Raw genomic sequence first — 18,220 nt, forward strand, 5'->3', positions numbered from 1 at the left:
GGACCGGGTACTTGGTATCAGCTCGCCCTGAGATGGGCCATCCCTCGGCGTGGTCCTCTTGATGGGACTGCCGGCCGACGGGGGTCGGCCGGACAGGCCGATGGGCCCGCCCCAGCTGCAGTCGGGGCGGAGAGTGTGCGAGCCTCGTCAGACCTCTTGCGGCACCGCCACCGCCTGACACTCGGGCGGACGACGAAGGTGACTGTGGCGCCGCACTGTCGAACTGGGAGAACACCACCGTGGCAAGCCTTGACGCCGCCCTGAAGAACGCGATGGGCATCGATGGAGCGATTGGGGTGGCGCTCGTCGACTACAGCAGCGGGATGACCCTCGGCGTGGCCGGCGGCACCGGCGAGATCGATCTGACCGTCGCCGCCGCCGGCAACACCGACGTCGTCCGCGCCAAGATGCGTACCCTCGAAATGCTCAACATCGAGGACGAGATCGAGGACATCCTGATCACCCTCGGCACCCAGTACCACCTGATCCGGCCGCTGAGCGCCCGCAACGGCAAGGGGCTCTTCCTCTACCTGATGGTGAGCAAGAGCCGGGCCAACCTGGCCATGGCCCGCCACCAACTGCGCACCATCGAGGAGAACCTGGAACTGTGAGCGTCGCAGACAGCGCCGGGAGCACACTGCCGCGCCGGTCCGCGGGCGCCACCGGCCTCCCGGCGCCCCGGTCGTACCCGCCGTCGCTGGCCGGGGATCCGTCGCTGCCGTACCAGGCGATCAGCCGGCAGCTCGCGGAGCTGCGGCACCAGATCCCCGGGGTGCACGGCTGCGTGCTGAGCGGCGTCGACGGCCTGCTCATCACCCACAACCTGCAGACCGACGTGGACCCGAACGACCTGGCCGCGATCGCCGCGACCACCTTCGGCCTCGGCCGGCAGGTCGGCCTGCGGCTCGGTCAGGGCGACTTCCGGCAGTCCACGGTACGCAACGAGCACGGTTACCTCAGCGTCTACTCGGTCAGCAGCCAGGCCCTGCTCGCCGTGGTCGGTGAGGACACCATCAACGTCGCCCGGCTGCACCTGCACGCGCCGACGGTCGCCGCCCAACTCGCCGTACTGCTCGATCACACCGTGGCGAACGCCTGACCCGGAGGGCGGGGGCGGCGACGGGCTCGCGGTCCCCGCCGCCCGCACCCGGACGCCCCTCACCCCACCGGGGCCGGGCACCCGACCGGTCGGTGAACGCCAGGATCTCCGCCAGGCTGGCCACGCAGCCCGCCGAGCCGGCCGGCGCCGAGGTCGAACCCGACTGGGCCCACTTCCCCGGCCGGCCCGGCCAGCGGCGAGGTCGAACCCGGCCCCACGGGCCTCTCCACGCGACTCCGCCGGCCGGCGGAGTCGCCACCACACCCCTGAGTCGATCCCAGAACCGGCTTCCCGAAATAATCACCACTGCCGGGAAACAGCTATTAAAGAAGGGCCGAGAACGCGCGGCGGTAATGACCGTTGACCTCGGAAGTTACTGCGACGACATATGAATGTGATCAAGTCAACGCATGGCAGACTCCGCACTGGAACAGGCGACGCGGGGCGCGCGTCGACCACTTCTGGCAATGTCAGGGCTGATTGCACTGACCGTTCCGCTGGTAGCCACCCCCGCCGAGGCAGAGCGCACAGCCGTCGCAGGAATCAGCATGCCGCAATGCGCCTGGTCGTCGAAGTACGGGGCGACAAGCCTGAACGCCTACTGGCCGGACACCGCCGCCACCTACTGGTCGACCATCTACCCGGTCACGCCGGGCCTGGAGATCACCATCTCCGGGGTTTTCCCCGACGCCCGATACGCGTCCTTCAACGTGTACGACGACAAGCCGACCTACTTCACCCGCAACGGCGTCAACTCCAGCCTGCCCGATTACCTGATCACCCCGGACACGGGCAGCCTGAATCCGTGGCAGACCAGTGGGGCGGCACCGGGCGGCCGGTTCACCCTCACGATCACTCCCGAGGTGACCTTCGGACAGACCAACCAGTTGCCACTGGCCCGCGAGGACGCCCTGCCGGGTGCGAAGGCATCGGTGATCTTCCGGGTCTATCTGCCCGCCGGTGGCGATTCGACGGTGGTCCTGCCCACCATGACCCTCACCCAGGACGGGGTGTCACAGACCCTGCCGTCCTGCTCCTCCGGGAGCACCGCCCTCAACCCGCCACCGGCAGCAGACGCAGGGAAGGCGGGGTCGGACAGCAAGGGTGGGTCCGGAAGCCCCGGTCATCCCGGCAGCGGACCAGGCGGGCCAGGCGGGCCAGGCGGGCCAGGACATCATCCGGACGGACCCGACCCTGGCAACCCCGGCGGACCTGGACCCAACGGACCTGGACATCCCGGCGGACCTGGACCCGGCGGACCGGGCGGACCAGGCGGACCCGACCCCGGCGGGCCTGGCGGCCCTGGTGGACCGGGGGGCCCAGCGCATCCCGGTGGGCCTGGGCTGCCCGAGGAGAGCAGCCAGAAGGTCTTCACGCGGACGTCCGAGGTGGAGAATCTCGCGCCGAACCCGGACAACGCCTATCTCGGCGCCTGGATCAGTCCGCCGGAGGCGGACCAGGTCGTGGTGATCCGGGGCCGGGCACCCCGGGCGGTCTCCGGCAACCATCCGGGAGTCTGGCCCCGCCGGCACGCCGACCTGCGTTACTTCTCGATGTGCACCAACCTGGGCGGCCAGCTCAAACCCGTCGTGATCAACCGGTTCGCCGACGCGCCGCCGAGCCTGGGATGCCGCTACGACGACGACACCCGCCTCGACCGGCACGGCTACTACACGTACGTCCTTGGCCGGGAGCAGCAACGCACGGCGATCGAGGCCGTCGACGGTGCCACCTTCCTGCCCTTCTCCGTCTCCTATCCCTCGGCCCCGCACATGGTCCTGCTCCGGAACCTGCTGCCGGTCGCCGAGTTCCCGCACGCCACCCAGAACGTGCCGGTGAACAGTTCGGCGGAGACCGCCGCCACTGTCATGGGGCCGCACTACCCGCTGTTGAAGGTCTGTTCCCTGGCCGACCTCGCGGCCGACGGACCGCACGGCTGCACCACCTGACCCGAGCGGGTCGGAGCGTCGTCGGGGCGTCAACGTCGTCAGTCGTCGACCAGGAAGCTGGTCGACAACTGACGAGTCGACCTGAAGCCAGATCAACATTGCCAGACCCACTGATCCGGGGCGGAGCCTGGCGACAGCCGACACAGGCCGTCGCCAGGCCGTCAGGCGCGTCAGGGCGTCAGGGCGTCAGGTCGCCATCCCCGAGCCGAGCGGGCAGACGCCGGTTCTGTCGACCGGCATCCCTCCCCGACACAGGCGTGATCGTCCGTCATTCTTGAGCTGCCCCTTGTGTGATCCCGTCCGCGCCTGATTGTTCATTCATCACGATGCCTGTTGCCTGACCAGCCGAGTCCGCCCACCATGGCATTGGGTGATCAACCGAGCACTAACGGTGCTCAGGCGGATCTATCGAAGGGACCGGCATGCAACTGACGGGACAGCCTCGAGGATCGAAGACGGGCACGTGGTCAGCGGGGGCCCTGCACACGCTCCGAGCCGTCGCGGTGATCGCCCTGATGCTCGGGGTCGCCTCGGTGTTCGCCGCACACCGGCAGTTGCGCGGCACCGACGATCATCTGCAAGACATCCCCGATACCCACCGGTTACGTCATTCTCGGCGAGGGCTCCTCGGGATCCTGCCCGGGGGCGTTCCCCAACACCAGGACCATCCGACTGCCCTGACACCGGCCGGGGCCGATCCGGCGGAGCGCGTCCTGGTCAGCGACATCGAGGCCGCCCACGCCGCACGCCGCCGGAGTCACCGTCATCGGGTACGCCGACAAGCCCGGCAAGCGCGAACGGTTCACCGCCGCCGACGCCGTCATCGACCAACATGGCCGAACCGGTGACCACCTTCGCCGTCGACGAGTGGTGAACCGCCGCGCGAGAAACGCCCCGGAGTTGATTCTCCGAGGCGTTTCTCGCGCGTCAGCCGAGGTGCAGCGCCCGGAGCGCACCGGGAACGGCGGCCCAGACGCCGGGTAGCAGCCCTTCCGGCCACCAGAACAGCTCTTTCGGAACGCCGTCGGGGCGTCACGTCGGCCATCGTCGACCAGGATCGACATCGACGCCCTGGACACCTCCTGTCGTTCCACGACCGCTCGAACCGATAGGCACGCTCAATCGGGTTCTCACTCGGCAGCAACCTGGCCTGCCCGTCGCGAGGGTGTGTCTGACAAGCGCCGCCATGTTCGAGCAGGAGGAACGATGACCCCGGAAGCTCTGCGCACCCTCGTGCCCGTCGCCGCACTGGCAGGGCTGCCAGCCTGCACCACCACCTCGCCCGGTCCGGTCGCCGGGTCCGGCACCGCATCGCCCGTACCCAGCACCACGTCTGCCGCCGGTGCCGCCCCGTCCGCCTCCAGCGCATCGCCGACCCGCAGCGCGGCGTCCGCCGCGATCACCAGTGAGCCGCCGTCGACGGGAAGGCCATCGTCGCAGCAGTGATTCGAGAGCCAGCTCAAAGCCTGCTCCGGGCTCTGGACTGGGTCAACGCCCGAAGAACGGACACCCCAACTGTCGAGTCCCACCTGATGGCTGACGAGTCTGTCCCCGGTGTTGCTTTCGGTGCGGCCTGACCGATGGTTCTTCCGCGCCGTACTGGTCTGTACGCCGAGTACCGACTCGCGGGAGGCTGACACCATGCGAAAACTGACCTTCGGGATGAACCTGAGCCTGGACGGCTACATCGCCGCGCCCGGCGACGACCTCGGCTGGAGTGTGCCGAGCGAGGAACTGTTCCAGTGGTGGTCCGACCGGGTGGGGGCGACAGGCACGGCGCTGTACGGGCGCAAACTGTGGGAGACGATGAGCTCCCACTGGCCGACCGCCGACCAGCGGGCGGGTGCCACACCGGCGGAGATCGAGTACGCCCGCCGCTGGCGGGACATGCCGAAGGTGGTGTTCTCCTCGACGACCAGCACGGTCGACTGGAACACCCGCCTGGTCACCGGCGATGCGGTCACCGAGATCACCCGGCTCAAGGCCGAGGACGGCGGCCCCATGGATATCGCCGGCGCCACACTCGCCGCGGTGGCCATGCGGAACGGGCTGATCGACGAGTACGCGATCGTCACCCATCCGGTCCTGGTAGGTGGCGGGACGCCGTTCTTCGCGGCCCTGGACAACTGGGTGAACCTGAGCCTGATGGAGACCCGGACGTTTCCCGACGGCGTGGTCCTGACCAGGTACGAGACCAGGCGCTGAGTACCTCGATCCGCCATGGCTCCATCGGACGGACCCGTTCCCAGCGCACATGGTCCATACGGCCCCGTCGCCGCTGCGCCGGGACCGCCAGCCCGTGACGCCGTACGCCGTGACCGGATCACCGGCCAGGACCGCCAGCCGTACTCCGGGAGTTGTACGTCTTGAAGGAGCAGTGACCAAGGTCGACCGAAGACACCGGACATCGAACCAGCCCAGAGCCTTGATCACGGCTCTGAGCTGGTGGGCGACGGACGAGTCGACCTGTACGCCGGATTCTGATAATGCGACAGCCTCCAAGCTTGTCAAACTTCGCCACTCACCCATCCCAGGCCGTCCCTGGGCCGTCGAAACCCAGCAGGAGACGGCAGTCAACACCTCGCCGACGATCAAGGAGCCGTGCTTGCCGGAGAAGCAGGGGCCACCGAGCGAACAGACCGCCCCGCGATGACGTTGCGGCCAGGCAGCGGACTAATCCCAGACGAACGGGTCGATGGCAGACGGACAGCAATGCGAAGAGTTTTCCTATTCACTGCCATCAGCGGACATCGAAGTAGAGTCGGGGATGTTGCGCAGGATCTGAAATCCTGCCGCCAAGAAGGCATGGATCGCCGCCGCGTTGACTGGAATTGAATTCTCATCACGCCTGCGGACTACCGAAAAGAACGAGCCTTCATACTTTCCATTGACGATCGCTCCATGAACCAGATACGGCTTACCTGATTCCGGCTGCCGAGGAACTTCGATGACCAACAAAAAGCCCCCCTCGACCGGCACCCGCGAGATGGTTAATCCATCGATTGGTGGATAGACAGTAGAGTCGATAATTGCCCGATATCTTGCTGCACTGTTAGCAGGAAAATGAAGCGGTGTTACCTTCACCACCGTATCACCCTCGCCACGATTCTTAGTTCTAAAGCCCAGCGCCAGCAGACCCCCGTCCGAATTGGCGAATCGGGCCACGTCCTGAGCGAGTTCGATCCGCCCCATCGAACCCTCACCCAGTTCATATGCAGATGACTTAACCTCAAACCACCTTGACTCACGAACACCAACCAGAGCTTGAGCATTTCCAGATCGAAGGAGTTGACGGACGATCGCTCGATCCATCACTTCCTGATCGCCGCTCACGCTCGGAATCACCGCAGCAAGTCTGCACGCTCTAACCATCTCGCAGATGGCCCCTACCGTCAGGCCAACCGAAGCGTGCGCGACAATCGACCGGCATTCGGGATCTTCATTAATTTCTACGATTTCACAGTTTACCGAGTTTAATTCGCGAGAAATTCTGCTTCTGAGTAGGTCGTCGGACACATCACGCCGAAGCGGCGGAACCACGAAGTGGATTTCAAAGGTGCCATCTTCCGCCGCAAAAGCGAAAATCACATTCACATCCGTGGTTTCTACAACAACCATGTCTTCCTTGTTCTGACCAAGGCATGCATCGGCCAGCAGTCTCGCGTCCAGGCCGGCGACTTCCGCCTCCGTGAAATTTGCTGTTCCCATGTCGGAAACGCCGACCACCGAGCCGTCGTCTAGAAGCAGACCCGTCGCACTTTCCCATCGCATGAACAAGCGCTCCCTCAATCACTGGAGTTGCCGATGATAAGGCACAGCCACACCCGGCTGTGTACCTGATTCACCAGGGTGCGCCGCACGTCTATCTTGACAAGGCGTAGCACACAGCGCAGACACGGGTCGATGAGTGCTACTGCTGCTCAGACCTTGAGGGGAAGATGTCGTCGATGGCTCGGCGGGTGCCTTCCTCGCTGGCCGGCATCAGGTGGGTGTAGACCCGGAGCGTGAAGCCGGGGTCGGAGTGCCCGAGGTACGAGGCGAGGGCCTTGATGCTCTCCCCCGCGTCGAGCAGCGCCGAGGCGTAGAAGTGCCGAAGCGCGTGCATCCCGGTCGCCCGGGTCGGGACGATGCCGGCCGCCGCCACCGCTGGACGCCAGCTCTTGCCGTCGAAGGTCGCCCGCTTGATCGCACCTCGTCGGGTAGTGGTGAAGATCAGTGGCACCGTCACCCGCTCGTCGCTGAACGGGTCCTCCCACGGCAGAGTGATCGAAAGGGGGTCGTACTTCTTCGCATGGTCCTTGAGTGACTGAGCCACCGAGTCGGGCAGCGGCACGCGGCGGTCCCGGTCGTTCTTGGGCAGGCCGAAGACCAGCCGGGAGCGGACCACCTTGACCTGCCGGACGATGTGCACCCAGCCCGAGGCGAGGTCGACGTCATCGACTCCCAGGCCGAAGATTTCGCCCTGCCGCATCCCGCAGCCAGCACCCAGGTCGACCATGGGGCGGTACCGCTCAGCGAGGCCACCGCGGATGGCCGAAACCTCGTCGGCCCGCCAGGGAACGACGCGACGTTGCACCGGTCGAGGCGGTTTGACCGACGCAGCCGAGCAAGGGTTCTTGGCGATCCGCTCGTCATCGACAGCCGCGCCGAGGATGGTCCGCAGGTGGGCGAAGACCACAGCCCGGGTCGCCGGGGCCAGCTTGCCGACCATCCCGGCGTCCCACTCCCGGATATGACCCGGCTTGATCGCGGCCAGTTACCGGGAGCCGAAGAACGGCACCAAGTGCTTGCGTACCCGGAACTCGGTGCTCTCCCGGGTCGACTCGTCGAAGGCACGGGTCCGCAACCAGTTCTCCGCGTACTCAGCGAAGGTGATCCGACCGGCGGACGGGTCGACGTAGGAGCCCCGGAGCTTGTCCGTCTCGGTGGAGACGAGGAAGGCGTCAGCGTCGCGCTTGGCCCGGTCCGGGAAGGACTGGCTACGTTCCCGCCCGTCCGGGCCGATGTACCGCACCCGGTAGCGCATCCCCTTGCCGAACAGATCCGACTTGATCCGTTCCTTCCGGCCGCCGGGGTGCCGGATCACCTTGTACCAGCGATCCTCCACGTGCCCCATCAGGCCGCCGCCTGCGCGCGTACCCAGGCCCGGACCGTCTCCGGTTCGTACCGCAGGTGTCGGCCGACCCGAGCCGCCGGCGGACCGTACTTGACCTTGCGCCAGCGGTACAGCGTCTCCTGCGGCACCCGGAGGTAGGCCGACACCTCCCGCACCGTCCAGAGCCCATCGTTCACCACCGTCATAGCCCCTCCCCCGTTGTGTCGCCCGTTCCTGTTGCTGATCCGTCGTCGGGGAGCTGCGCAGCCCGGTCCTTGGCGGCGAGCAGTTCGGAGCGCCAGCGGGCGCGTTCGCTGATCGACCGCAGCAGCCGGTGAGCCATGGCCGGCACGTCGGGGTCATCGGGCCGGGCGAGTTCCCAGGCGTGCCGGACTGGTTCGACGGTGGCGCCCTGGTCGTCGACCTCATCCAGGCCGACCGTGACACCGAGCAGCGACCGCACCCAGGCCCGAACATCGTGCTTGTGGTCGCTGAGCGTCTTGCCGGACCAGTCGCGCGAGATGAGGATGCGCCGGCCGCCGATGCCGAGGGTGTCCCGTTGGTGGATCTTCCCCTTGCAGCGGCCCGGCTTGAGTTTGGCGTGTGCCTTCTTGGGTTGGATGCCGTAGAGCAGCCAGTTGGCGCAGCGGTCGGTGCAGGGTGTGATGCGCAGTTCCCGCCAGAGTCGGTCGAGGTGTTTGCGTTGCCGGTCGGTGGTGGCTTTGTGGACGTCGCCGGTGTGTTTGGTGATGTACTTCGTGACGTACCGGATGGTCCGTTCGGCGTCGGTGGTGCCGGGCATGACGCCCCGCGCGTCGACCTGGGTACCGAAGCGGACGACGTGCACCGGTTCGGCGTGCGGGTTGTCGTCGATGGCGTCGAGGGCTTCCGTCCAGGTGGTCAGTGGGTGGCGGGTGTCTGGGTCGACCCACGCCGCCGCCTGCTCGTCCCATACCGGGGGTCGGTCGGCGGTGTAGTGCTGGACATCGACCGCTGGCCACCACACCTGGTGATAGGTGGCCGCCGCCACGGTGCGGAGGGTGTCGCGGGGGATGGTGCCCCGGATGGCGAAGTGGGCGTGTGGGGCGAGTCGGCGTTGTGGCTCGACGCAGCCGGCGTACTGGACGTTCCAGCCCTCACACCGTCGCAGGTTCTGCCAGAACCGGTCCAGGAGTCGGGGGAAGTGGACGGCGTCCCAGGCGGCGCGGCGGTAGTCGTACCGGTCGGGGTTGACGGGGGTGCCGTCGGGGCGGACCGGGCCGTAGGAGTCGAGGGTGAGGGTCAGCCACATCGACGGCCGGTAGGTCGACCCGTCCGCAGCGGTGTACGTCCTGCCGACCGTGCGCCGCTCGACCTTGCGTCGGGGCAACTCGGGCGCGTCCTGCCGCCGCCGGGTCGACCGCTTGCGACGCGGGCCGGTGTCGTTGTCGCCCTGGTCGTCGTCGGCCGTCGCGTGCGGCGGGGCGACCCGGCCCCGGAGCCCTTCGGCCGCGATCGCCTCTTCCACCTCGCGGATAGCGTCGTCGAGGTCTTCGACCTGGTCCCACTGGCACGCCCGCGATGCCTCGTCACGGGAGAACTCCAGATGCCCGCGCAGCAGAATCAGTGACTTCTGTTCCTCCGTCGCCGGTTCCGGCGGCGGCAACGGCTCGTCGTCGCGGTGCCAGCCCTCCCGGATCTGGGCCTGCCGCAGCCGGCGGTTCTTCTTGGCGCACGGGGCGCACTTGTCTTCCCGGGTCGCCCCACACGGCAGGTCGATGACCTCGGTCAGGCCGGTGTCCAGGTCGGTGCGGCGCATGGCCAGGGGACGCACGCAGACGCCGTACTCGGCCGCGATCTCCTTGAGGACGTCGACCGAGCGGGGTAGCGCCATGCGGGCCGCCCGCGACCCCGGCCGAGGAACAGCAACCGGGGTCGGGGCGACGGGTTCGAGGCCCGGCAGGGTCGGAGCGGTCATCGGATGATCCCGACGACGTGCGGCCGGTTCGACTGGACGACACGCGGAGGCAGCACGACCGCCGGGGCAGAGATGGCAGCCGGAGCCGGGACAGCCGGCGGCACGGGGTCAGCCGGGCGCTCGGGTTCGGTGGTGGCCTGCTCGGGCGCTTCGTACCAGTCGCCCGGGGGTTGGTCCGGTTCGGGAGCCGGCGGCACGGCGGGGGCGTTGGACAGGACGACCTTGACCAGGGCGAGGAATGCCAGTGACGGCACGGCCGCCACGGTCCAGCCCCATACCGACGGTTCGGCTTCGGCGACCTGGGCGGCGAGGGACAGCAGCGCGAACGCGACCAGGAGCGAGCCGACCAGGCCGACGGGCCGACCGGTACGGCGGCGGGCGCGGAGTTCCAGGCCGAGGTAGATCGCCATGAGTTCGACGGCTACGGCGTTGGCCCAGCCGATCCAGTCGGGTTGGCCGTGGGTGACGGACAGGTCGTGGACGTGGGTGAATGCGGCAGCGCCGGCCATGGTGCCGATGGCGAGCAGGATCACCAGGCGTACGGCGGTTTCGGTGCGCTCGCTCATCGCCACTCCTGCGTCGGCTTCTCGCGGATGGTGAGGTCGATGCGGATGCGCCGGTCGGCGATGTCGGGGCGGCGGTTGACCATGTGCGCCAGGCCGTGCAGGGCAGCGGCGGTCTGGTCGGCAGGACCGACGAGCCGGATGCGCAGCGGACGCCGGAGCCGGTTGATGACGCGGGCAAGGGTGGTCATGGCGGTTACCTCCGGGCCGGGCGAATGTCAGTACGGATGTAGTCGGGTGGGGTGCCGAGGGTGGCGACGGCTTCGGACAGGCACCGCCACAGCGCCCACGCCTCATCGGGGGTCAGGGACATCCGCCGCCGGCCCGCACCGACCGCCAGATAGACGGGGTACGGGTCGGGTCGGTCGGGGTCGACGCGGACGGACACGGCGGTGACCGGTTCGGGGGTACGCAGCCGGTAGAAGCGCCGGCCGTCGGTGGGGCCGGTCATCGGGGTTCGCCCTGGTCGGTGTCGAGGATGGTGCGCAGCGCGTCGGGTAGCAGTGGCCCGCGTCGGGACCGGGGCAGGGCCGGCCGGACGGGTTCCGGGGTGGACTCGCGGCCGACCTGGGCGAGGATGTCCGCCGCGTCGGCCGGGGCCGGGTACCGCTGGGCCAGGTCGCGGATGTCGTCGTCGGTGACGTAGGAGAACCGGACCCGCATCGGTTCCGGGGTGCCGTCGAGGATCACGTAGCCCACGCCTTTGGCCCATCGGGGCATCTGGTCGGCGAGGGCGCCCCTGTTGCGGGCACCGTCACCCAACACGAGATCAACCTGAGTGGCTTCGGTGAGGCCGAGGGCGATGCGGGTCGGGAACAGGTCCCGAAACGGCAACACCTCCTTACGCGGGTCCTGCAACGCGGCCACCACCAGCACCCCAACGCCCGCGCCCTGCGACAGCAGCAGCCCCAGCGACCCGGCGATGCGCTTACGGAGGTCGACGTCTTGCAGGTACGCCGTCAATGCGGCTATTTCGTCGATGACGACCACGACCAGGGGGTCAGCCTCGGTCGGCGTGTGCACCCGCACGGTGCCGGCGAGCCGGGTCTGACGCTCCCGCATCACCGTCACGGCCTCGTCGAGGAGATCCGCCATGGCCTCGAACGACTTGCAGGCGAACCGGGCGAACAGCGGCCGACCCATGGCGAACTCCATCCCGCCCTTGGGGTCGATCACCCACAGCCGCACCAGGCCCGACGTGATACCACCGGCCAACGACCGCACCAGCGACCACAGCACCGAGCCTTTCCCGGAGCGGGTGGCCCCACCGATCAGCACATGGGTGGCGAGCAGGTGCAGCGACCAGGTCCCCAGGTCCTCCCGCCGCGCCAACGGCAACGCCGTAAAGTCAGGAACCGCCGGGGTGTCGAACGGCGGCACAACCGGCCGCAGCGCGTCGGTGCGGACAAGCACCAGGTAGACCAGCGTCGGCCGGTCCCGGAACCGCAACCGATCCACCCAGCCCAGCGGCAGCGCCCAGTAGCCGGTACGGGTCGGCGGGGTGTCGGGCCGCTCGGAGTAGACCCGGGCGTGCCGCCGGCCGAAGGCGTACGCAAGGTTCGCGGTGACCTGTTGGAAGTCGGCCGGGGTCTGCCCCCGGACCATGCGCACGGTCAGCACGTCCAGGGCCTGATCCGAGCGCACCCGCAGCAACTGCGGCAGGACCGGCAGATGGTCATACATCGCGGCCAGGCCGCACAGGGTCATCGCCTCAGGCCAGGCCCGCCGGTAGACGACGACCCGACGGAACCGGCCGAGCAGCGGCCCGGCGCACCACCGCCACCAGGACGCCTCATCGCGCCACCGCCACAACGCCGACACCGCCGACGCCAGCACCAGCGGCACCACCAGGCCCGGCCAACCATGGTCGGCGTAGAGGACGACGGCAGCCACGACCAGGCCGACGGCGACGGGGTGACGCAGGCACCACCAGCAGAACCGGGCGGCCCAGCGCAGCACCAGGCCGAGCACGACCAGCCACATCGGCAGAACGAACCGCTTCGGCCGGACCACCATCAGATCCCCGGCGGTCACCATCACCACCCCGCCACGAGGCCGGCGCATCATCGCCCACCACCGCGCAGCGACACGAACCGGCCCGACGCATCCCGGACCGGAGGAAACGGAAGAACGAGCTGCCCGACACACCCGGCACACCGACCGTCGGCACCGGTGGCCGGGTCGAACCGGGACTGACACACCTCGCACCGAGGCGAAGCCGGGGCAGCCGAACGCCTACGCTTGGACACGTCACTACCTCTCTCGACAGAGCAGGGGAAAGAGACACCAAGGGGGCGGGGCTGCCGTCCGCCAAGACCAGACAGCCCCGCCCCCAACCACCAGCGGCTACGCCGCCGCCTTCTTCGCCACACCCGCCGGAGCACGCATCCCGGTCGCCCGCAGCGAGTACGCCATCCGGTTGTTGTTGGTCACGTACGGCGTCACCGTCATGCCCTCGAACTCCACCGCCTCGAACGGCACACCCGTCGGCGGCACCGGCTGGTAGTCGGCGGAAATCTTGACCGTCGTCTCCCGCGAGCGCTTGCCAAGCTCCGGGTCCAGGTCCATCACCCGCACCTGCCACACCCGCTGACCGGTCAACTTGTCCTTCGCCGGGCTACGCCGCCCGGTCTTCTCGTCGTAGTCCTCGACCTCACCCAGCGACTCGGGGACCAGGGCGCACCCCGCCGGGAAGACGTCCTCACAACGCACGGCGAACCTCGTACCGCCACGCAGAGCCATCGCTCAACCTCCAAGTTATTGGCATGTCTGCCAAGTGGAGACTCCAAGGTAGACGCTACTTGGCAGACAAGTCAACAAGTTTCGAGCTTGCCGAAGGGGTACGGGTGAGAGAGTTGGAGCGCCAGGGGAACTCCAAGGCTTCCTGCCCCTGCTGGGCACGTTCCCGCACGGCTGCTGCGAGCGCGCTGGTCATGCGTCGGTCAGCCTGACTAGCAACGCTAGGTCGTTAACGTTGGTCAGCAACGAATCGACGTCGCTGCTCCAAGTATCGATCCCTTGGCTATGACTGCGTGAAGGCGTTCAGTAGATACTGCAACGTTGACACTGTAAGCTGAACCGGCACTGCCAAAAACATGGTTATGACAGTTGGACCGTAAGAGTCAGATCGCGAACTGCCTAGCGGTGTTCGTCAAGACCGAAAACACTGCGCAGCATAGAGACGAGCCTCCACCCTGCCGGCCAAAGCGAAGGTGGAGGCCCGGGGGCCGGTCCGCCTAGGCGGGCCGGCTTCCATCCCCATCTCTGAACCACTCCATGGCAAGCGACGCAACGATCGGTGCCGCGAGCCTAAAACACCAGCTCAGGGCATCCATCACGCGGCACTGCCATCGGACTGGCCCCCTCTTGACCTTGCCTCGATGTGCCCGACGCTTCGGTCTGTTCAGGGACTTCGCCATGCTCCACCTCTCTGCGGACATGCGTTCATCGCCCTACCGCTTGGTAGAGGCGATCGGACTTATGTGCGCCGCAGGGCTGGGTGAGCTTGGCTCGCATGAATCATAGCCATATGTGCCGGAGGAATTGCAAGGATCTCCCGGCGAAGCGCGCTCGTCCAGTCAAAAGAATGCACGCTCGGTGAGCCGTGTCGGTGCTTGACCCTCATTAGGGATCATGCTTACACAACGTGTAGGCACCTTGGGATGCATAAAGACCGATTTAGTGGTTTAAGTACGTCCCTGAGCTCGGGGCGTGGTGCCCTATGCGTGGCGGGAGCTTCGCTAAACCCAAGGGTGACCGTCGAAGCCGTTCGGGATCATCGCGGCTAGGGCATCGGCTCTGGACCCAATGATCCTCATGCGTGCCTGGTACTCGGCGGGTTCGCGGTGTGCGGCTTGGCTGGTGACCTGGCCGGGCCACTTCCGGTACAGCAGGCCGTATTCGCGGGTGAAGTAGCCGGCGGTGACGGCGTTGGCGGCCAGGAGGAGGCCGGTGTCTTCGGAAGCGGGCAGGGCCATCCAGCCCCCGAGGGCAAAGACGAGATCCCGGCGTAGGCACAGGGTCGCCGGGTGGACGGATGCCCGGTAGTCGTTGGCCTGCCAGAACGCCAGGACCGCACCCCGGTCGATGACCCCACCGGCCGGGTCCTTGTCCCATCCGGCGGTCGACCCGTCGGGAAGCAGGTCGAGCACCCGCGAGGTGGTCCACCCGATCTGCGGATGCGCGTCGAACGCGGCGATGTCCCGCCCCAGCGCCCCGGGGGTCAACTGGTCGTCAGCATCCAGAACCTTGATGAGGTCACCGTCAACACGGGACAGGGCAAGGGTCCGGGCAACACCAGGCCCGCCCGGACGACCGGTGCCGAGGCTGATCCGAGGATCATCGGGCAGTACGTCGGCCAGGGCTCCGGTCTGTCCGTCTTCTTGGACGAGCCATTGCCAGTCCCACCCCGGCGGCATCTCCTGCTTGGCCAGCGATGCGTACGCGCCGGCCAGGTACTCGATGCTGGGCGCGTGGACCGGGGTGATGACCGAGACGAGCTGCGTCAAGTTTTCCACCGCTGGAGTTTGTGGGAGTAGACAAGCTCGGTCCGGTCGCCTGGCATCACCACGTCAGCGACCTCGACGACCCGGCCGGTGGTGTCGACGGAGGTTTTCCGCACGGTGAGCACGGAGACGCCCGGGTCGATGTCCAACAGTTCGGCCTCATCCGGTGACGGGGGTCGGGCGCGGATCTCGTCGTCGATGCGGTCCAGCTCGATGCCGAGGGTGTAGAGCTGGTGTTGCGTGCCGCCGGGCCAGGGTTCCTTACTCTCGTCGAGCAGGTCCCGGTTCGCGGCGACCAAGTCGTAGGGCAGGTAGGAGTACGACACGGTCAGCGGCGCGTTCTCGTGCCGCGAGGACGTCCAGTAGACCCGGCGCAGCAGCGGCGCACCCGGCTCGACCTGGAGTGCCGCCGCCATCTCCTCATCGGCGTTCACGCGGGTGTACTCGGCGTGGAACTTGAGGTCATCGACGCTCAGGCCGGTGTCGTGCTCGGTCGCGCCGGTCTTCAACCGTTCGTCCTCGTCGAGCAGGACCCGGTCCTTCTCCCACTGGTACCGCTCGGTGTTGCGGCGACGTACCCGCTGGCGGGGTGCCCGCACATAGGTGCCACGCCCCTGCTCCGCCCGGACCAAGCCCCATTCGCGGAGCTGCCGGATGGCGTTGCGCACGCTCGTGCGGGACAGCCCGGAGGACTCGGCCAGCTCGGTTTCGCTGGGCATCAGCGTGCCGGGGGCAAGCTCCCCGCTCATGATCTTCGCCCGCAACTCTTCGGCGAGTTGCAGGTAGCGAGGGCGCCAGTCCCGGCCATGCACACCGGTCACCGTACCCCCTAGACGTTCCAACGTCTGCCAGGTGGTCCCCCCAGCCGGCCGCTCCGGCACCGCCGGCACCACCACCGCCCCCGCTCGCGGAGCCTGCCCACGACGCCCACCAGGCGGACGGGCGGCAACGGCCCGCCGGCCGTTGGCGTTCACCGCGTCTCTCCCGTCCGCCCGGTTCGCCCGGTCTGTGCCTGCATGGCGTGTCGGGCGTGGGTCAGTTCCTCGATGAGCCGGTCGACGTGGGTGAGCGTCAGGAGCACGGTTTGCGTGGTGCCGTAGTGGGTCGCGTCGAGCTTGATCGCCGGGTCGCGGCGGGTGAACCGGTCGATGAGCAGTTGCAGACTCACCCACCCGGTCCCCTCCCGCCCGATTGTGGCCAGGTACCCCCGGTGCATCGGATCGTTCGGCCCACAACCACGACACCACGCCGGACACACCACCGGCCGAGGCGACGCCGGCAACCGCCGGTTCATCATCGGAAAGCCGTCACTCATCGCCGGCCTCTTGCCCGCCGGCCTGCGCCAGCAACCCCCGCAACTGCTCCACCAGCTCGGCCGCTTCCGACAGCGACAACTCCGCCCAGGCGTTCCCCGCCCGGCAGGACGCGTGCACGCACACCAGCGGAGCGCCCGGAGTCTCCGCACTGATCAGGTACGTGACGACGAGCCCACTCGCCCGCTTCTCACCGACCCGGAGCATGTGGCCGCGATGACGACGGGCCATGTGCGCCATCACCGGCGGCACCAGATAGCCGCAGCGCTCCGGCGTGCACCAGTCCGGGTGACTCGTCACCGGGGCCGGCTTGCTCGGGCGGGTCATCGTGTCCACCGCCCGCCATGGCCCCGGTGCGCCTGCGCCACCGTCATCAACGGCGCATACCGCAGCATGGGCAGCTCCCGCGTGACACCGACCGACCACCACGGCGCAGCGCCAACCGATCCGCCGGACGACGCCGACCGCGTGTTGCCGCTGGTGGTCGGGATCGGCGTACGTCGGCGGGGCCACCAGGACGACAACCAACCGCGTCGACGATGAGAGCCGGACATCGCACCTCCACAGGTAGACGAGGAACCGGCGGCCGACCACGAGCTTGGTGGTGGCCGACCGCCGGCCCGGATGAAGGCACGGCGCACCGTCCGACGCCGGACGGGTCGGGTATCGCCGAGCCAACTTGTCTACGCGGCTACCGCAACCGGTCCCACAGGGACGCCGCGCATAGGTGCGGCCAGGGCCGACACCGCGACCACCCCTGACACGAGCCGTCACCCCGGCCGCACACCAGGAAACGTATCTACAAGTGGACGAGTTGTCTAGACGTCGAAACACGTCGCTTGCTTGGCACTTGGTACAACAAGTGCCAGGTACGGTGAACAGGTGCCCACCCCGCACTACGGACAACCCCGCTACCGCACCATCGCCGACGAACTCAGAAAGCGCATCGAGAGTGGTGTGATCCCGCCCGGGGCACTCTTGCCGGCCGAGAGCGCACTTACCGCTGAGTTCAGGTCGGCGCGCGGCACAATTCGTCAGGCCATAGCCATATTGCGCGAGGCAGACTTGGTGGTCACCGCTCACGGACGCGGGACCTACGCCGCGCCTCGCGGAGACGCGCCATGGCGGGACGGGGGTTCCGAGACGGATTTGCAAAAGCGTCAAGTCACCGCAGACGTCGAACTGGCAGCCATTTTTGATGTCGATGTGGGCACGGCACTCTTGGAACAACAGAGCCTTACTCGAAGAAACGGGGCCGTCAAAGCAGTCGTTAGAACCTACCGACTGCTTGAGACCGAGAGCTAGAGCAGTTCACGGCTTCAATACGTCTTCATGGCGGCCTGAAGGGGCCGCGGGCCGCCGCTACCTGGGCGCGCGTCCGTCGATCCGCTGGCGCTAAGACTCCGGCCACGCAACACGTTGGCGGGTAGCCCGGGGCCGCCGTATGACGACAGCCAGTTACCCGGCGGGTGGTGGGTCGACAACAGCCGACCGAGCGCGCCGCCAGCAGCCCACGCGGTGTGGGGGATCGGAGGCTGGGTCCGCCGACGGTGCTGGGTCGGTGGCGGGGTTGCGGTTACTGCGCCTCCGGCAAGGCTACAAACTTGAGAAAAGGCAGAAGCAGTAGCCCGCAGCTGTACGTGCTAACCTCGGTCTTTCACTTGAGCATGGATCAATAGCCGCTGCTCGATGAGTGCAGTTTGCGTGTTTGCTGATGTTCTGTTGGCATGCCAAGGTCC

20 protein-coding genes are annotated in these 18,220 nt (G+C 67.7%); 5 read left to right on the top strand and 15 right to left on the bottom strand.

Going from position 1 to position 18,220, the window contains the following annotated elements; all coding sequences use genetic code 11:
- Window positions 1-239 precede the first annotated feature (239 nt).
- From ACIG87_RS09365 to ACIG87_RS09375, 3 genes are all read left to right on the top strand, one after another.
- Window positions 240-611, top strand: coding sequence for a hypothetical protein (locus tag ACIG87_RS09365; protein ID WP_396849664.1), 372 nt, complete (start codon window positions 240-242; stop codon window positions 609-611).
- A complete protein-coding gene (locus ACIG87_RS09370) occupies window positions 608-1,099 on the top strand; it encodes a roadblock/LC7 domain-containing protein (RefSeq protein ID WP_396849665.1) in 492 nt (163 codons plus the stop codon). Before ACIG87_RS09365 ends, ACIG87_RS09370 begins: the two co-directional genes overlap by 4 nt.
- A gap of 548 nt (window positions 1,100-1,647) precedes the next feature.
- Complete coding sequence (locus tag ACIG87_RS09375; protein ID WP_396849667.1) at window positions 1,648-3,048, top strand: hypothetical protein; 1,401 nt, start codon at window positions 1,648-1,650, stop codon at window positions 3,046-3,048.
- A gap of 1,130 nt (window positions 3,049-4,178) precedes the next feature.
- On the opposite strand, the gene ACIG87_RS09380 is transcribed toward ACIG87_RS09375, so the two are convergent.
- On the bottom strand, window positions 4,179-4,691 hold the full coding sequence (locus tag ACIG87_RS09380) for a hypothetical protein (RefSeq protein ID WP_396849668.1): 513 nt from the start codon (window positions 4,689-4,691) through the stop codon (window positions 4,179-4,181).
- Between ACIG87_RS09380 and ACIG87_RS09385 the strand changes: the two genes are divergently transcribed.
- Window positions 4,690-5,253 carry a dihydrofolate reductase family protein gene (locus ACIG87_RS09385; RefSeq protein WP_396849669.1) on the top strand — a complete coding sequence of 188 codons (564 nt, stop codon included), beginning with the start codon at window positions 4,690-4,692 and terminating at the stop codon, window positions 5,251-5,253. The two genes, ACIG87_RS09380 and ACIG87_RS09385, sit on opposite strands and share 2 nt — an antisense overlap.
- A 522-nt stretch (window positions 5,254-5,775) precedes the next feature.
- On the opposite strand, the gene ACIG87_RS09390 is transcribed toward ACIG87_RS09385, so the two are convergent.
- The 14 genes from ACIG87_RS09390 to ACIG87_RS09455 form a co-directional block, all read right to left on the bottom strand.
- Window positions 5,776-6,819, bottom strand: coding sequence for a helix-turn-helix domain-containing protein (locus ACIG87_RS09390; protein WP_396849671.1), 1,044 nt, complete (start codon window positions 6,817-6,819; stop codon window positions 5,776-5,778).
- 139 nt (window positions 6,820-6,958) lie between these two features.
- Window positions 6,959-7,759, bottom strand: a complete 801-nt coding sequence (locus ACIG87_RS09395; protein WP_396849672.1) for a tyrosine-type recombinase/integrase — start codon at window positions 7,757-7,759, stop codon at window positions 6,959-6,961.
- Between the two features lie 45 nt (window positions 7,760-7,804).
- Window positions 7,805-8,155 (bottom strand): hypothetical protein, encoded by a 351-nt coding sequence (locus ACIG87_RS09400; protein WP_396849673.1) that lies wholly within the window; start codon window positions 8,153-8,155, stop codon window positions 7,805-7,807.
- A gap of 8 nt (window positions 8,156-8,163) precedes the next feature.
- Complete coding sequence (locus tag ACIG87_RS09405) at window positions 8,164-8,349, bottom strand: helix-turn-helix transcriptional regulator (protein ID WP_396849675.1); 186 nt, start codon at window positions 8,347-8,349, stop codon at window positions 8,164-8,166.
- The gene (locus ACIG87_RS09410; protein ID WP_396849677.1) at window positions 8,346-10,100 is read right to left on the bottom strand and encodes a replication initiator; all 1,755 of its coding nucleotides are present in this window, start codon (window positions 10,098-10,100) and stop codon (window positions 8,346-8,348) included. The genes ACIG87_RS09405 and ACIG87_RS09410 overlap by 4 nt, the downstream gene beginning before the upstream one ends.
- The gene (locus tag ACIG87_RS09415; protein WP_396849679.1) at window positions 10,097-10,666 is read right to left on the bottom strand and encodes a DUF2637 domain-containing protein; all 570 of its coding nucleotides are present in this window, start codon (window positions 10,664-10,666) and stop codon (window positions 10,097-10,099) included. The genes ACIG87_RS09410 and ACIG87_RS09415 overlap by 4 nt, the downstream gene beginning before the upstream one ends.
- Window positions 10,663-10,854, bottom strand: coding sequence for a hypothetical protein (locus ACIG87_RS09420; RefSeq protein ID WP_396849680.1), 192 nt, complete (start codon window positions 10,852-10,854; stop codon window positions 10,663-10,665). Before ACIG87_RS09420 ends, ACIG87_RS09415 begins: the two co-directional genes overlap by 4 nt.
- Window positions 10,855-10,859: 5 nt before the next feature.
- Window positions 10,860-11,114 carry a hypothetical protein gene (locus ACIG87_RS09425; protein ID WP_067305988.1) on the bottom strand — a complete coding sequence of 85 codons (255 nt, stop codon included), beginning with the start codon at window positions 11,112-11,114 and terminating at the stop codon, window positions 10,860-10,862.
- Window positions 11,111-12,700: an FtsK/SpoIIIE domain-containing protein gene (locus ACIG87_RS09430; RefSeq protein ID WP_396849727.1), complete on the bottom strand. Its 1,590-nt coding sequence runs from the start codon at window positions 12,698-12,700 to the stop codon at window positions 11,111-11,113. The genes ACIG87_RS09425 and ACIG87_RS09430 overlap by 4 nt, the downstream gene beginning before the upstream one ends.
- A 309-nt stretch (window positions 12,701-13,009) precedes the next feature.
- Complete coding sequence (locus ACIG87_RS09435) at window positions 13,010-13,405, bottom strand: transcriptional regulator (protein WP_396849682.1); 396 nt, start codon at window positions 13,403-13,405, stop codon at window positions 13,010-13,012.
- A 998-nt stretch (window positions 13,406-14,403) separates the two neighbouring features.
- Window positions 14,404-15,180, bottom strand: coding sequence for a glycosyltransferase family 2 protein (locus tag ACIG87_RS09440; protein WP_396849683.1), 777 nt, complete (start codon window positions 15,178-15,180; stop codon window positions 14,404-14,406).
- On the bottom strand, window positions 15,168-15,989 hold the full coding sequence (locus ACIG87_RS09445; protein WP_396849685.1) for a GntR family transcriptional regulator: 822 nt from the start codon (window positions 15,987-15,989) through the stop codon (window positions 15,168-15,170). Before ACIG87_RS09445 ends, ACIG87_RS09440 begins: the two co-directional genes overlap by 13 nt.
- A 149-nt stretch (window positions 15,990-16,138) precedes the next feature.
- The gene (locus ACIG87_RS09450; protein WP_396849687.1) at window positions 16,139-16,336 is read right to left on the bottom strand and encodes a precorrin-4 C11-methyltransferase; all 198 of its coding nucleotides are present in this window, start codon (window positions 16,334-16,336) and stop codon (window positions 16,139-16,141) included.
- A gap of 139 nt (window positions 16,337-16,475) precedes the next feature.
- Window positions 16,476-16,808 (bottom strand): hypothetical protein, encoded by a 333-nt coding sequence (locus tag ACIG87_RS09455; RefSeq protein WP_396849688.1) that lies wholly within the window; start codon window positions 16,806-16,808, stop codon window positions 16,476-16,478.
- Window positions 16,809-17,363: 555 nt separating this feature from the next.
- Here ACIG87_RS09455 and ACIG87_RS09460 point away from each other — a divergent pair.
- The gene (locus ACIG87_RS09460) at window positions 17,364-17,786 is read left to right on the top strand and encodes a GntR family transcriptional regulator (RefSeq protein WP_396849689.1); all 423 of its coding nucleotides are present in this window, start codon (window positions 17,364-17,366) and stop codon (window positions 17,784-17,786) included.
- Window positions 17,787-18,220: the final 434 nt, after the last annotated feature.

This window comes from Micromonospora sp. NPDC051925 (assembly GCF_044548625.1).
In the GTDB taxonomy this organism is placed as follows: Bacteria; Actinomycetota; Actinomycetes; order Mycobacteriales; family Micromonosporaceae; genus Micromonospora.